Source organism: Nocardioides hankookensis (assembly GCF_042658885.1).
Lineage (GTDB): Bacteria > Actinomycetota > Actinomycetes > Propionibacteriales > Nocardioidaceae > Nocardioides > Nocardioides hankookensis.
The window spans coordinates 53,065-66,136 of record NZ_JBHSRJ010000003.1; the positions used below are offsets into that span (position 1 = coordinate 53,065).

12 protein-coding genes are annotated in these 13,072 nt (G+C 72.5%); 6 read left to right on the forward strand and 6 right to left on the reverse strand.

What is annotated here, in order from left to right; all coding sequences use genetic code 11:
• Positions 1 to 112 precede the first annotated feature (112 nt).
• Both purD and ACFPYL_RS05410 read right to left on the reverse strand, forming a co-directional pair.
• Positions 113 to 1,378, reverse strand: coding sequence for a phosphoribosylamine--glycine ligase (gene purD / locus ACFPYL_RS05405; protein WP_379151322.1), 1,266 nt, complete (start codon positions 1,376 to 1,378; stop codon positions 113 to 115).
• Positions 1,378 to 2,676, reverse strand: a complete 1,299-nt coding sequence (locus ACFPYL_RS05410) for an adenylosuccinate synthase (RefSeq protein ID WP_379151325.1) — start codon at positions 2,674 to 2,676, stop codon at positions 1,378 to 1,380. The genes purD and ACFPYL_RS05410 overlap by 1 nt, the downstream gene beginning before the upstream one ends.
• 125 nt (positions 2,677 to 2,801) lie before the next feature.
• On the opposite strand from ACFPYL_RS05410, the gene ACFPYL_RS05415 reads away from it, so the two are divergent.
• The gene (locus ACFPYL_RS05415; protein WP_379151328.1) at positions 2,802 to 3,713 is read left to right on the forward strand and encodes a diacylglycerol/lipid kinase family protein; all 912 of its coding nucleotides are present in this window, start codon (positions 2,802 to 2,804) and stop codon (positions 3,711 to 3,713) included.
• 4 nt (positions 3,714 to 3,717) lie between these two features.
• Here the strand turns inward: ACFPYL_RS05415 and ACFPYL_RS05420 are convergent, their stop codons facing one another.
• Positions 3,718 to 4,701 carry a helix-turn-helix transcriptional regulator gene (locus ACFPYL_RS05420; RefSeq protein WP_379151331.1) on the reverse strand — a complete coding sequence of 328 codons (984 nt, stop codon included), beginning with the start codon at positions 4,699 to 4,701 and terminating at the stop codon, positions 3,718 to 3,720.
• 247 nt (positions 4,702 to 4,948) lie between these two features.
• Between ACFPYL_RS05420 and lysS the strand changes: the two genes are divergently transcribed.
• The gene (gene lysS / locus ACFPYL_RS05425; RefSeq protein WP_379151334.1) at positions 4,949 to 6,673 is read left to right on the forward strand and encodes a lysine--tRNA ligase; all 1,725 of its coding nucleotides are present in this window, start codon (positions 4,949 to 4,951) and stop codon (positions 6,671 to 6,673) included.
• On the opposite strand, the gene ACFPYL_RS05430 is transcribed toward lysS, so the two are convergent.
• Positions 6,670 to 7,632 (reverse strand): YeiH family protein, encoded by a 963-nt coding sequence (locus tag ACFPYL_RS05430; protein ID WP_379151337.1) that lies wholly within the window; start codon positions 7,630 to 7,632, stop codon positions 6,670 to 6,672. The genes lysS and ACFPYL_RS05430 overlap by 4 nt on opposite strands.
• Positions 7,633 to 7,702: 70 nt before the next feature.
• On the opposite strand from ACFPYL_RS05430, the gene ACFPYL_RS05435 reads away from it, so the two are divergent.
• Positions 7,703 to 8,620 (forward strand): LysR family transcriptional regulator, encoded by a 918-nt coding sequence (locus ACFPYL_RS05435; protein WP_379151340.1) that lies wholly within the window; start codon positions 7,703 to 7,705, stop codon positions 8,618 to 8,620.
• On the opposite strand, the gene ACFPYL_RS05440 is transcribed toward ACFPYL_RS05435, so the two are convergent.
• Positions 8,593 to 9,021 carry a DUF3151 domain-containing protein gene (locus tag ACFPYL_RS05440; RefSeq protein ID WP_379151343.1) on the reverse strand — a complete coding sequence of 143 codons (429 nt, stop codon included), beginning with the start codon at positions 9,019 to 9,021 and terminating at the stop codon, positions 8,593 to 8,595. The two genes, ACFPYL_RS05435 and ACFPYL_RS05440, sit on opposite strands and share 28 nt — an antisense overlap.
• A gap of 36 nt (positions 9,022 to 9,057) precedes the next feature.
• Here ACFPYL_RS05440 and ACFPYL_RS05445 point away from each other — a divergent pair, with 36 nt between their 5' ends.
• Complete coding sequence (locus ACFPYL_RS05445; protein ID WP_379151346.1) at positions 9,058 to 10,548, forward strand: DHA2 family efflux MFS transporter permease subunit; 1,491 nt, start codon at positions 9,058 to 9,060, stop codon at positions 10,546 to 10,548.
• 184 nt (positions 10,549 to 10,732) lie between these two features.
• Here ACFPYL_RS05445 and fbaA read toward each other — a convergent pair whose 3' ends face one another.
• Positions 10,733 to 11,764: a class II fructose-bisphosphate aldolase gene (gene fbaA, locus ACFPYL_RS05450; RefSeq protein WP_379151349.1), complete on the reverse strand. Its 1,032-nt coding sequence runs from the start codon at positions 11,762 to 11,764 to the stop codon at positions 10,733 to 10,735.
• Between the two features lie 160 nt (positions 11,765 to 11,924).
• Between fbaA and ACFPYL_RS05455 the strand changes: the two genes are divergently transcribed.
• Both ACFPYL_RS05455 and ACFPYL_RS05460 read left to right on the forward strand, forming a co-directional pair.
• Positions 11,925 to 12,578, forward strand: a complete 654-nt coding sequence (locus ACFPYL_RS05455; RefSeq protein ID WP_379151352.1) for a hypothetical protein — start codon at positions 11,925 to 11,927, stop codon at positions 12,576 to 12,578.
• Positions 12,575 to 13,069 carry a SigE family RNA polymerase sigma factor gene (locus tag ACFPYL_RS05460; protein WP_379151354.1) on the forward strand — a complete coding sequence of 165 codons (495 nt, stop codon included), beginning with the start codon at positions 12,575 to 12,577 and terminating at the stop codon, positions 13,067 to 13,069. Before ACFPYL_RS05455 ends, ACFPYL_RS05460 begins: the two co-directional genes overlap by 4 nt.
• Positions 13,070 to 13,072 lie beyond the last annotated feature (3 nt).

The window sequence follows — 13,072 nt, forward strand, 5'->3', positions numbered from 1 at the left end:
GTCGCTCCGACAGGGCTCGATCCACGCCTGTGGAGAGTCTGCTCAGGTCTGTTCCGCCGGGGCGCTTCGCTGTGGGGCCCACGTGGGCCCCACAGCGAAGGCTCACGGAGAGTCAACGGACGGAGGCGCCCTCGACGACGCCGAGGGGCTCGGCCGCGATGTCGGTACGCCGCTGGAGGCCGTCGAAGGTGACCAGGTCGGCGGCGGCGTAGGCACGCGAGCGGGCGTCGTCGACGTCGTAGCCCCGCGCCCGGACGGCGACCACCCGGCCGCCGGCGGTGACCAGCGAGCCGCCGTCGAGCGCAGTGCCCGCGTGGATGACGTCGACGTCGGAGACGCCGTTGGCCGCGCCGACACCCGTGATGACGTCGCCCTTCGAGGAGGACTCCGGGTAGCCGGCCGAGGCGAGGACCACCGTCACGGCGGCGCCGTCGCCGAAGACCGGGGACGGCACGTCGTCCAGCCGCCCGTCGGCCGCCGCCGCGAGCAGCACGCCGAGCGGCGACTCGAGCACGGCCAGCACCGGCTGGATGTCCGGGTCGCCGAAGCGGACGTTGAACTCGATCACCCGCGGCCCGCTCTCGGTCAGCGCGAGGCCGACGTACAGGCAGCCGACGAAGGGCGTCCCGCGAGCGGCCATCTCGGCGAGCGTCGGGCGCACGACCTGCTCGAGGGTCACCTCGGCCAGGTCGGGCTGGGCCCAGGTCAGCGGGGTGTAGGAGCCCATGCCCCCGGTGTTGGGCCCGCGGCCGCCGTCGAAGATCCGCTTGAAGTCCTGCGCCGGCTGGAGGGCGTACGCCGTCGAGCCGTCACAGATCGCGAAGACCGAGACCTCGGGCCCGTCGAGGAACTCCTCGATGACGACGCGACCACAGGCCTCGGCGTGGGCCACCGCCTCGGCGCGGTCCCGCGTGACGACCACACCCTTGCCGGCGGCGAGCGCGTCGTCCTTCACGACGTACGGCGCTCCGAAGGCGTCGAGAGCGGCCTCGACCTCGGCCGGGGCCGTGCACGTGCGCGAGCCCGCGGTCGGCACGCCGGCGGCGGCCATGACGTCCTTGGAGAACGCCTTCGAGCCCTCGAGCTGCGCGGCCGCCCCGGACGGGCCGAAGACCGCGATGCCGCGCTCGCGCACGCTGTCGGCGACCCCGGCGACCAGGGGCGCCTCGGGCCCGACGACCACGAGGTCCACGCCCAGCGAGGCGGCGAGGTCGGCGACGGACTCCCCCGACATCGGGTCCACGTCGTGCAGGGTCGCGACCTGGGCGATGCCCGGGTTGCCGGGGGCGGCGTGCACCTCGGTGACCGCGGGGTCGAGCGAGAGCGACAACGCCAGGGCGTGCTCGCGGCCGCCGGTGCCGACGACGAGGACGCGCATCAGATCAGCTCGTGGCGGACCACGGTGGCGGCGCGCGACGGGCCGACGCCGACCGCGGAGATCCGCGCTCCGGACATCGCCTCGACGGCCTCGACGTACCGCTGGGCGTTGACCGGCAGGTCCTCGAACGTGCGGGCCTCGGAGATGTCCTCCCACCAGCCGTCGAGGTACTCGTAGATCGGCTGCGCGTGGTGGAAGTCGGTCTGGTTGACGGGCATCTCGTCGTGGCGGACGCCGTCGACGTCGTAGGCCACGCAGACCGGCACCTTCTCCAGGCCGGTGAGCACGTCGAGCTTGGTGAGCACGAAGTCGGTCACGCCGTTGACCCGGGCGGCGTAGCGGGCGATCACGGCGTCGTACCAGCCGCAGCGGCGCGGACGGCCGGTCGTGGTGCCGTACTCCGCGCCGATCTTGCGCAGGTGCTCGCCGAACTCGTCCTCGAGCTCGGTCGGGAAGGGGCCCTCGCCGACGCGCGTTGTGTAGGCCTTCACGATCCCGATCACCTGGTTGAGCCGCATCGGCGGGATGCCCGAGCCGGTGCAGGCACCGCCCGAGGTGGCCGACGACGACGTCACGAACGGGTAGGTGCCGTGGTCGACGTCGAGCAGCGTCGCCTGGCCGGCCTCGAGCAGCACGGTCTCGCCACGGTCGAGGGCCTGGTTGAGCAGCAGCCCGGTGTCGCACACCATCGGCCGCAGCCGCTCGGCGTAGGCGAGCAGCTCCTCGACGGTCTGCTCGACGGTGGCCGCTCGGCGGTTGTAGATCTTGCTGAGGATCTGGTTCTTCAGGTCGAGGACGCCCTCGACCTTCTGGGTCAGGATCTTCTCGTCGAAGATGTCCTGGACGCGGATACCGATCCGGTTCATCTTGTCGGCGTACGTCGGGCCGATGCCGCGCCCGGTCGTGCCGATCCGGCGGCTGCCGAGGAACCGCTCGGTGATCTTGTCGATCGTGCGGTTGTAGTCGGCGATCACGTGGGCGTTGGCGCTCACCTTGAGCAGGCTGACGTCCACGCCGCGCGCGACCAGCGCGTCGAGCTCCTCGAAGAGCACGGCGAGGTCGACCACGACGCCGTTGCCGATGACCGGGGTGACGCCGGGGCTGAGGATGCCGCTGGGGAGCAGGTGGAGGGCGTACTTCTCGCTGCTGCCGTCCGGCTGGCCGATGACGACGGTGTGGCCGGCGTTGTTGCCGCCGTTGAACTTGACGACGTAGTCGACCCGGCTGCCGAGGAGGTCGGTCGCCTTGCCCTTCCCCTCGTCGCCCCACTGGGCTCCGATGATGGCGATCGCGGGCATGATCCTCCTCAGAAAACGACTCTGTAAATGCAAGGGGCTCCGGCACAAGTGCACCGGAGCTCTTGCGGCCACACGCTACCAAAGGGTGATCACCCCGCTGGCTTCGTCGGGTTAGGGTCCGCCTCGTGGATCCACTCCTCGTCATCACCAACTCCGAGGCGGGCACGTCGGACGAGGAGCGTCTCGACGCGGCCCTCGCCGTGCTCCGGGCGAAGGCCTCGGTCGAGGTGGCCGCGACCTCCAACCCCGGCGAGCTCGACGGGGTCCTGCACCGCTCCGGGTCGCGCCGGATCGTGGTCGCGGGCGGTGACGGCAGCCTGCACGCGGTGGTCGCCGCACTGCACCGGCGCCGCGAGCTCAAGGACTCCGTGCTGGGCCTGCTGCCGATGGGCACCGGCAACGACTTCGCCCGCGGGGTCGGGGTGCCGCTCGAGATCGAGGAGGCCGCCCACCTGGTGCTCGACGGGAAGCCTCGGGCGATGGACCTGGTCGTCGACGAGGTCGGCGAGATCGTCGTCAACAGCGTGCACGTCGGCGCCGGCGCCAACGCCAGCCGTCGCGGCCAGCGGTGGAAGGAGCGGCTGGGGTCGGTCGGCGTCGGCAAGGTCAACCTGGGCAAGATCGGCTACCCGATCGGCGCTGCTCTCACCGCCTGGAACCCGCCGATCATCCGGGTCCGGATCGAGGTCGACGGCGAGGTCGTGGTCGACCTGGACGAGCCGATCCTGATGGCGGCGGTCGGCAACGGCCCATCGGTCGGCGGCGGCGCGGAGCTGACGCCCGAGGCGGACGCCCGCGACGGCCGCTTCGACGTGATGGTCTCCCGGTCGACCGGGCCGGTCGCCCGGCTCATGTACGCCGCGCACCTCGGCGCCGCGACCCACCACGAGCGCGACGACGTCACCTACCTGCGCGGTACGACGGTCTCCGTCTCGGGCGGGCCGTTCTGGTGCAGCGCCGACGGCGAGATCTACGGACCGGAACGGCAGCGCACCTGGCGGCTGGAGCCGGCGGCGTACTCGATGCTGCTGGCCTGACGCGTCAGAGCCAGCCGCGGCGCGCGGCCTCGACGCCGGCCTGGAACCGGGAGTCGGCCCCCAGCTCGCTCATCAGCGCCGCGACCCGGCGCCGTACGGTGCGCAGGCTGATGCCGAGCTTGCGGGCGATCTGCTCGTCGTGCGCTCCGGCGGCCAGCTGCTCGAGGAGGAACTGGCGCAGGTCCAGGCGCGGCTCGGCGTCGTCGAGCGCGGGCACGGCCGCGCGCCCCCACAGCTCCTCGAACCACGAGCCCATCGCCTCGACCACCCCGGGCAGCCGGACGACGGCGAGCGGCAGGTCGGCCAGCCCGAGCGGCTCCGGCATGACGGCATGGGAGTCGCCGATCACCAGCAGCCGCGTCGGCAGCTCCGGGAGCACCCGGATCTCCTCCCCGGCGGCGAGCCGGGCGGCGAGCACGTGCGGGGCGTCGTGGAGGGCGCGCACCGGGTAGATCGCCCGGGACCGCCGGCCCTGCGCCACGACCTCGGCGACCAGGTCGACCATCCGGTCCTCGCGCGAGCCGCGCCACTGGTCCGGTCGCAACCAGGCGAGGTCGCCCGAGCTGCCGAGCAGGGTGGTGCGCACCCGGCCGAACACGTCGCCACCGACCCACACCTCGCCCTCGACCGGGCGGGTGTCGCCGGAGTGCCCCGTCGCGGACAGCCGCTGGTCGGCGGCCAGGAGCCCGATGGCCCGGCCGACCCCGTCGAGCAGGGCACGGGCCTGCTCGGCGGACGCCGCCTGCTCGTCGACCACGCCCCGCAGCAGCTCGACCGGGGTCGCCACCTCGAGGACGGTGCCGCTGACCCGCACCGCGCCGACCTCGACGAGCGGGGCGAGGTCGGCCTGCAGCTCCTCCGGGGAGCGGAGCAGCGCGGCCGCGACCCGCGACAGCTCGCGACCCGACTGGGGGCGCAGCCGCTGGTAGGCCAGCTCGAGGGCGGCCGGATGACCGAGCGCCGTGAGCACGCCGTCGGATCGGGGCATGGTGGCATCTTAGTGCCAGCGGCCACTTCGCTCGCTATGGCACGGACCGGTCAGTGCCATGATCCGGCGACGCGCAAGCAGGCCGCGAGAGCTCTCGGGGCGTGACCAGCCGCGCACGACCCACATCGGGGGATGAGGTCGTGTCCGGGGGACGTGCGCGTCGCGAGGTGCCGGGGCTGCCACTGGGCGGCGGCCCCGGCACCGGCCACGTGTGGGGGCACCCGCCGCGGCCGGTAGCGTTTGCGGCATGTCCGACTCCTCGCCCCACGACTGGGTCACCCGCGCGGCCGACGACGCGATCCGCCACGCGCAGCAGCAGTACGGCGAGGACCTCGGCGACCACGTGATCACCTGCGCGTCCGGCGCCAGCCCGTCCGGCCCGGTGCACCTCGGCAACCTGCGCGAGTTCCTGACGGTCCACTTCGTCGCCGAGGAGATCAAGCGCCGCGGGATCCCGGCGCGCCACCTGCACAGCTGGGACGACTACGACCGCTTCCGCAAGGTGCCGGCCGGGGTCGACCCGTCCTGGTCCGAGCACATCGGCCGGCCGCTCTCCGCCGTGCCCGACCCGTGGGGCTGCCACGAGTCCTGGGCCGAGCACTACAAGGAGCCGCTGGTCGCGTCGCTGCGCGAGCTGGGCGTCGAGATGGTCGAGGTCTCCCAGACCGAGATGTACCGCGCCGGCACCTACCGCGAGCAGATCCTCACCGCCGTACGCCGGCGCGACGAGATCGAGCAGGTGATGTCGCGCTACCGGACGAAGGCGGCCGCCGCCGCCCCCGAGAGCGAGCAGGAGGCGGCCGCGATGGCCGACTCCGTCGCCAACGACGACGAGTCCGGCCTCACCGGGATGGGCGCGACCGACGACCTCGCCCGCTTCCCCTTCAAGCCCTACTGCCGCGACTGCGGCCGCGACACGACGATCATCACGGCCTACGACGAGGACACCACCGACCTCTCCTACACCTGCACCGCCTGCGCCTACAACGGCGTCACCAACTTGACCACCGAGAGCGAGGGCAAGCTGGTCTGGAAGGTCGACTGGCCGATGCGGTGGCAGTTCGAGGGCGTCGACTTCGAGCCCGGCGGCGTCGACCACGCGAGCCCCGGCTCGTCGTACACGGTCGGCAAGGAGCTCGTGAAGATCTACGGGGGCCGCGCGCCGTCGTTCGTCGGCTACTCGTTCGTCGGCGCCGGCGGCCAGGTGAAGATGTCGTCGTCGCGCGGCGGCGTACCCACCGCGGCCGAGGCGCTGAAGATCCTCGAGGCGCCGATCCTGCGCTGGCTCTACGTGCGCCGCGCGCCCAAGCAGGCGTTCAACGTGGACTTCGGGCCCGAGGTCGTGCGGCTGTACGACGAGTGGGACGCCCTCGGCAAGAAGGCCGCGAACCCCGACAAGCGGGACGCCCAGGTGCTCGCCTTCGAGCGCGCGTCGTCGACCTCGTCGGCCGGCCGGCTGCCGACGCCGGCGGTCGTGGTGCCGTTCAAGCTCCTCTCGTCGGTGGCGGACGTGACGGCCGGCAGCGCCGACCTGATCAGCCGGATCGTCGGCGACGTCGGCCACGAGCACGCGTCGGTCGAGGAGCTCGAGCCCCGCCTCGGCAAGGCGATGACGTGGATGTCGGACTTCGTGCCCGTCGAGGAACGGACCACGGTCCGCGACACCCCCGACGCCGCCCGGCTGGCCGCCCTGAACGAGGACGAGGAGCTCTGGCTGCGCCAGCTGCTCGACCGGCTGCCCGACCAGCTCGACCTCGAGTCGACCACGTCGCTGATCTACGGCGTGCCCAAGCTGGCTCGCGGCCTCGGGCTCGACGACGCGCCGACCGACCAGGTCAAGCAGGACCAGAAGAACTTCTTCCGGCTGCTCTACAACCTGCTCGTCGACGCCGACCGCGGCCCCCGGCTGCCCACGCTGTTCCTGGCCCTGGGCGCCGACAAGGTCCGCACGCTGCTGACGCCGCCGGCCTAGCCGGCCACGAACGCCGCAGGCAGCCCGAGCAGCGCGACCAGAACGGTCGCACCGCCGGCCAGCGCGAGCACGGGAGCACCGGTACGCCGGAGCGCGGCGACCTCCAGCCCGCAGCCGAGCGCGAACATCGCCATCGCCAGCGCGCCCGCCTGCACCCACCCGGCCCCGTCCAGCGCGACGTCCGGCACCGCCGCGAAGGTCCGCAGCGCCGCGCAGGCCACGAACGCCAGCACGAAGCCGGGGACCAGCGGCGGGCGCACCGCTGCCGTACGCCGGGAGCGCAGCGAGATCGCGGCGAGCACCGGCGCGAGCATCAGCACCCGGCCGAGCTTGACCGCGACGGCGACCTGGAGCGCCGCTCCCCCGACCAGCCCGCCGGCGACGACCACCTGACCGACCTCGTGGATCGAGGCGCCCGACCAGGCGCCGGCGGCCACCGGGTCGAAGCCCAGCGCGACCGCGCCGAGCGGCAGCGCCAGCATCACGACGCTGCCGAAGACGACGACCAGCGAGACCGCGGTGGCGACGTCCTCGTCCTTGGACTCGCGCACGCCCTCGACGGCGGCGACCGCGGCCGCGCCGCAGATCGAGAAGCCGCAGGCGACCAGCAGCGACCGCTCCGGGGGTACGCCGAGCAACCGGCCGAGCGCCAGCGTGCCGGCGATGCCGAGCAGGACCACCGCGGCGACCACCACCAGCAGCGGCCAGCCGAGCGCGACGATCTCCGGCAGCAGCAGCTGGAGGCCGAGCAGCGCGACGCCGACCCGGAGCACCCGGCGCGACGCCACCCGGAGGCCAGGCCCCGTCGAGGCGTCGAGCCGCCCGGACCCCGCGACGACGATCCCCAGCACGATCGCGACCAGGGTCGGACTGAGCACGGGCACGAGCGCGTGCACGAGCAGCGCGACGCCGCCGCCGGCAGCGGCGACGCCGAGACCGGGCAGACGGGTGGCGACCATGGCTCCAGCCTTCCGGCCGGCGCCGTGGGTCGGTAGCCGTCGATCCGGCCTGGACCCATATCATCAACGCATGAGGAGCCGTCCCGACCTGACCGCGCTGGACCTGCTGGTCCGGGTGGCCGAGACCGGGTCGCTCGGCGCCGCGGCCCGCCAGGTCGGCATCGCCCAACCCAACGCCAGCCGGGCGCTGAGCCGGCTCGAGCGGCAGCTCGGCCTGAGCCTGCTGGTGCGCACCCCGGCCGGGTCGAGGCTGACGACCGAGGGCGAGGTCGTCGTCGCCTGGGCCCGGGACGCCCTCACCGCCGTCGACCGGGTGAGCATCGGCGCGCGGTCGCTGGTCGCCCAGCAGGCCGCGCACCTCGCGGTGGCGGCGAGCCTGACCGTCGCGGAGTACCTCGCACCCCAGTGGCTGGCCCGGTTCCGGCGTACGCACCCGGACCTGCACGTCAGCCTCGAGGTCGGCAACTCGCTCGAGGTGATCGACCGGGTCGTGCGCGGCGAGGTCGCGCTCGGCTTCGTGGAGTCGCCGACCGTGCCCCGGTCCGTCGCGTCGACGACCATCGCCCGCGACGAGCTCGTCGTGGTGGTCGGCCCCGACCACCCCTGGTCCCGACGGCGTACGCCGCTCTCCGCGGCCGACCTGGTCGGCGGCGACCTGGTGCTGCGCGAGGAGGGCTCCGGGACGCGCGAAACGCTGGTGCGGGCCCTGGCCCGCCAGGGCCTCGAGCTCGGGGCGTCGCGGCTCGAGCTCGCGAGCACGGCCGCGGTCAAGGCGGCTGCCGGTGTCGGGGAGGCGGCGGCGGTGCTCAGCGAGCTCGCCGTCACCGCCGAGGTCGCGACCGGCCAGCTGGTGGTCGTGCCGGTCGACGGGCTCGACCTCTCCCGGCGGCTGCGGGCGGTGTGGCTGCCCGACCGACGGCCGACCGGGCCCGTCGCCGACCTCCTGGCCGACCTGGTCCGTCAGTCGTCGCCGAGCAGCTCCGCGTAGCCGCTCGGGCTGGAGTCGCGCAGGAACTCCGAGCAGCGCTCCCACTCCGCGTCCTCGCCGATCGCGCGGGCGGCCAGGGCGAGCAGCGCCAGGCAGGTCAGGAAGCCGCGGTTGGGCTCGTGCTCCCACGGCACCGGGCCGTGGCCCTTCCAGCCGTTGCGACGCAACATGTCCAGGCTGCGGTGGTAGCCGACGCGCGCGTAGGCGTAGATCGTCACCGGGTCGTCCTCGGCGTCCGCGGCGAGCGTGGCGAGGGTCGCCCAGGCGACGGGCGAGTCGGGGTGCCGGCGTACGACGTCCATCGCGTCCGCGCCCGGCACCAGCTCGGCGGCCGCCGGGTCCTCGGGGAGGTGGGTGGGCGGGGGGCCGGCCATCAGGTCGTTGCCAGTGAAGGAACTCATGGAGCGATTGTCCATGGTCGGGTGTTGACTTCTCCTGTGACCGACACACGCACCCCGACAACCGCTGCCGTCACCGGAGACAAGAGGCCGTGGCCCGCGCTCTTCGCGCTCTGCCTCGGCTTCTTCATGATCCTGGTCGACATGACGATCGTGCAGGTCGCGGTCCCCTCGATCATCGAGGACCTCGACGCCGACGTGAACTCCGTGGTCTGGGTCAGCAGCGCCTACCTGCTGGCGTACGCCGTGCCGGTGCTGATCACCGGGCGGCTCGGCGACCGCTTCGGTCCCCGCCGGCTCTACCTCTTCGGCCTCACCGTCTTCACGCTCGCCTCGCTGTGGTGCGGCCTGACCGGCAGCATCGAGATGCTGATCCTGGCCCGCACCGTGCAGGGCCTGGGCGCCGCCTTCATGACGCCGCAGACGATGGCGATCATCACCCGGATCTTCCCGGCCGCCGAGCGCGGCAAGGCGATGGCGCTGTGGGGCGCGACGTCCGGCGTCTCGATGGTGGTCGGACCGTTGCTCGGCGGCCTCCTGGTCGACGGGCTCGGCTGGGAGTGGATCTTCTTCGTCAACGTGCCGGTCGGCATCATCGGCTTCGTGCTGGCGATGCGGCTGGTGCCGGTCCTCGAGACGCACCAGCACCAGTTCGACTGGCTCGGCGTGGCACTGTCCGGGGTCGGCATGTTCCTGCTGGTCTTCGGCATCCAGGAGGGCCACCAGCAGGACTGGGCGACCTGGATCATCGCGATGATCGTCGCCGGCCTCGCCGTGCTCGCGCTCTTCGTGTTCTGGCAGTCGAAGAACACGAAGGAGCCGCTGGTGCCGCTGAGCCTCTTCAAGGACCGCAACTTCTCGGTCGGCAACATCGCGATCAGCGTGATGGGCTTCTCGCTCACCGCGATCGGCTTCCCGCTGATGATCTACGCCCAGGCCGTGCGCGGCTACACGCCCACCGAGGCGGCGCTGCTGCTCGTCCCGATGGCGATCATGGTGATCGCGCTGGCGCGTCCGGTCGGCAGGCTGACCGACTCCGTGCACCCGCGCGCGATCGTGGGGGTGGGGTTCGCGTGCATCGCGATCTCGTTCTTCTGGCTCTCCAGCCAGATGACCCCCGACGCGGCGGTCTGGCAGCTGGTGCTGCCGATGATCCTGATGGGCGTCGGCAACGCCTGCATCTGGGCACCGGTCTCCGCGACGGCGATGCGCAACCTGCCGATCCAGCTGGCCGGTGCGGGCTCGGGCGTCTACAACGCCACCCGTCAGGTCGGCGGCGTGCTCGGGTCCGCCGCGATCGCGGTGATCATGGACTCCCGGCTCGCGCACTACGGGCTGAGCGGCGTCGGCAACCCCGACGCCGGCGCCTCGACGATGCCGCCGCAGATCGCCGACGACTTCGCGATGGCCATGGCGCAGGCCCTGCTGCTGCCCGCGTGCGTCCTGGTTCTCGGCTTCGTGGCGTCGCTCTTCTTCGAGCGGCCCAAGCACACCGGCTTCCCGGCGGCGGCCGCGCCGCTGGTCGAGTAGCCCCATCCGGTGGTTGAGGAAGGCGCGCTAGCGCCTGTCTCGAAACCCCGGAAGTGACGCAGGGCGGCGACCGTGGTCACCGCCCTGCCTCCTCCCACCGGGTCTCGACACGCCGGACGCGACTTCGTTCCTCAGTCGCGCGGCTTGCTCGACCACCATCGAGGAGTCCGCTGGCGCGTCCTCCTCACCCGATCGAGTTCCCCGCCGACCTGAGGTTCTGGCACGCCTCGACGACGCGGGCGGCCATGCCGGCCTCGGCGGCCTTGCCCCAGGCGCGCGGGTCGTACTGCTTCTTGTTGCCGACCTCGCCGTCGATCTTCAGGACGCCGTCGTAGTTCTGGAACATGTGCGTCGCGACCGGGCGGGTGAAGGCGTACTGGGTGTCGGTGTCGACGTTCATCTTCACCACGCCGTAGTCGACCGCCGCGGCGATCTCCTCGGGCGCCGAGCCCGAGCCGCCGTGGAAGACGAGGTGGAACGGCTTGGCGCCGGCCTCGAGGCCGAACTCGGCGACCACCGCGGCCTGGGCCTCCTTGAGCACCTCGGGACGCAGCTTCACGCCGCCGGGCTTGTAGACGCCGTGCACGTTGCCGAAGGTCAGCGCGGTCATGTAGTAGCCGCGGTCGCCGTAGCCGAGGGCCTTCGCCGTCGCGATGGCGTCCTCGGGCGTCGAGTAGAGCTTGTCGTTGATGGCGTTCTCGACACCGTCCTCCTCGCCGCCGACGACGCCGACCTCGATCTCGAGGATCACCTTCGCCTTGATGCAGCGGTCGAGCAGCTCCTCGGCGATCACCAGGTTCTCGTCGAGCGGCACGGCCGAGCCGTCCCACATGTGCGACTGGAAGAGCGGCGCCTCGCCGCGCGCGACCCGCTCCTCGGAGATCGCCAGCAGCGGCCGGACGAAGCCGTCGAGCTTGTCCTTGGGGCAGTGGTCGGTGTGCAGCGCGATGTTGACCGGGTAGTTCTTCGCGACCTCGGCGGCGTACGCCGCGAAGGCGACCGAGCCGGCGACCATGTCCTTGACGGTGGGGCCGGAGAGGTACTCCGCGCCACCGGTCGAGACCTGGATGATGCCGTCGGACCCGGCCTCGGCGAAGCCCTGGAGCGCGGCGTTGAGCGTCTGCGAGGAGGACACGTTGATCGCCGGGAACGCGAACGCGTTCTCCTTGGCGGTGTCGAGCATCTCGGCGTACTTCTCAGGGGTGACGATGGGCATCTGGCTGCGCTCCTCGGACGGACGTCGTTTCTCTCCCTCCGACCCTAGTGGCTACCGGTCAGTCGTCCGACGGCCCGTTCGTCCCGTGACGACCGACCGTGACAACCCCACGGCCGGTCGCTCCGTTCTGGGAGTGTCAGCAGGCAACAGGTGGGAGCACATGATGGTGACCGGGATCGACGAGTGGATCCGCGTGGAGGTCGAGCAGTCGTTCGCGAGCGAGCCGCCGCTGCGCGACCCCCAGGAGTACGTCGCACACGGCCGACGTGTCCGGCGCCGCCGAAGGATCGCCGCAGCGGCCACGGGGCTGGTCGCCGCGGCCGTCGCGACGGTGGCGGTCGGCGGGGCTCAGCTCGGGAGCGCGGGTCCCGACCAGGGCCTGCGACCGGCGGCTCCGACGATCGATGCCGTCAAGGTGACGACCCCCGTGCCGATCGACCCGACCACGAAGGTGAAGTGCCGCGCCGACGCCCTCGGACCCTGCGGCCGGCCCGGCATCGGGTGGGACGACATCCACCTCGACAGCAGCGGTCAGGTCGTCCGGGGCTACCCGGACGTCCGGGTCACCGGCTACTACGACCACGTCTTCGGTGACGCGTACGGCGTCTCGGCGGCGCTCGAGGTCAGCGACGGCACCGACACGGCGTGGCTGCTGCTCACCGCCAGCAAGGACCTCAGTGAGAGCGGGTTCGAGTCGGACGCTCCCGATCCCGACCGCACGTTCGACGAGTGGGTGCACGACAGCCTCACCCTCGGCGGGGCGTGGTTCAGCTACGCCCGCGAGCCGATGATCCCCGCGGGAACCCCTCGGTGAAGGCCAGCCTCGAGGAGGAGTACGTCGCGTTCGTCGCGGCCCGGCAGCTGCACCTGCGTCGCGTCGCGTACGCGATCTGCGGCGACTGGCACCGGGCCGAGGACCTGCTGCAGACCGCGTTCACGAAGCTCTACCTGGCCTGGCCGCGGCTGCGCCGGGAGGGCGGCGAGGAGGCCTACGTCCGCACCATCCTGGTCCGCGCCAACATCGACGACCATCGACGTCCCTGGCGCCGCGAGCGCTCGACGTCCTCGCCACCGGACAGCGCGGTCCCGGGCACGCTCGCCTTCGAGGACGAGTCGACCCTGCTCGACGCCCTCCGTCGCCTGCCGGACATGCAGCGACGCACGGTGCTGCTGCGGCACTGGCTCGGGCTGTCGGTCGAGGAGACAGCGGCAGAGCTGGGCATCAGCGCAGGCACCGTGAAGAGCCACACCTCGCGCGCCCTCGCGTCCTTGCGGTCGGTGCTCCAGGAGGAGCCGACGCCGTAGCGT

What these genes read in the sequence shown, in the direction of transcription:
- purD (WP_379151322.1), bottom strand. Translation starts at nt 1,378, where the DNA reads ATGCGCGTCCTCGTCGTCGGCACCGGCGGCCGCGAGCACGCCCTGGCG.
- ACFPYL_RS05410 (WP_379151325.1), bottom strand. Translation starts at nt 2,676, where the DNA reads ATGCCCGCGATCGCCATCATCGGAGCCCAGTGGGGCGACGAGGGGAAG.
- ACFPYL_RS05420 (WP_379151331.1), bottom strand. Translation starts at nt 4,701, where the DNA reads ATGCCCCGATCCGACGGCGTGCTCACGGCGCTCGGTCATCCGGCCGCC.
- lysS (WP_379151334.1), top strand. Translation starts at nt 4,949, where the DNA reads ATGTCCGACTCCTCGCCCCACGACTGGGTCACCCGCGCGGCCGACGAC.
- ACFPYL_RS05430 (WP_379151337.1), bottom strand. Translation starts at nt 7,632, where the DNA reads ATGGTCGCCACCCGTCTGCCCGGTCTCGGCGTCGCCGCTGCCGGCGGC.
- ACFPYL_RS05435 (WP_379151340.1), top strand. Translation starts at nt 7,703, where the DNA reads ATGAGGAGCCGTCCCGACCTGACCGCGCTGGACCTGCTGGTCCGGGTG.
- ACFPYL_RS05440 (WP_379151343.1), bottom strand. Translation starts at nt 9,021, where the DNA reads ATGAGTTCCTTCACTGGCAACGACCTGATGGCCGGCCCCCCGCCCACC.
- fbaA (WP_379151349.1), bottom strand. Translation starts at nt 11,764, where the DNA reads ATGCCCATCGTCACCCCTGAGAAGTACGCCGAGATGCTCGACACCGCC.
- ACFPYL_RS05455 (WP_379151352.1), top strand. Translation starts at nt 11,925, where the DNA reads ATGATGGTGACCGGGATCGACGAGTGGATCCGCGTGGAGGTCGAGCAG.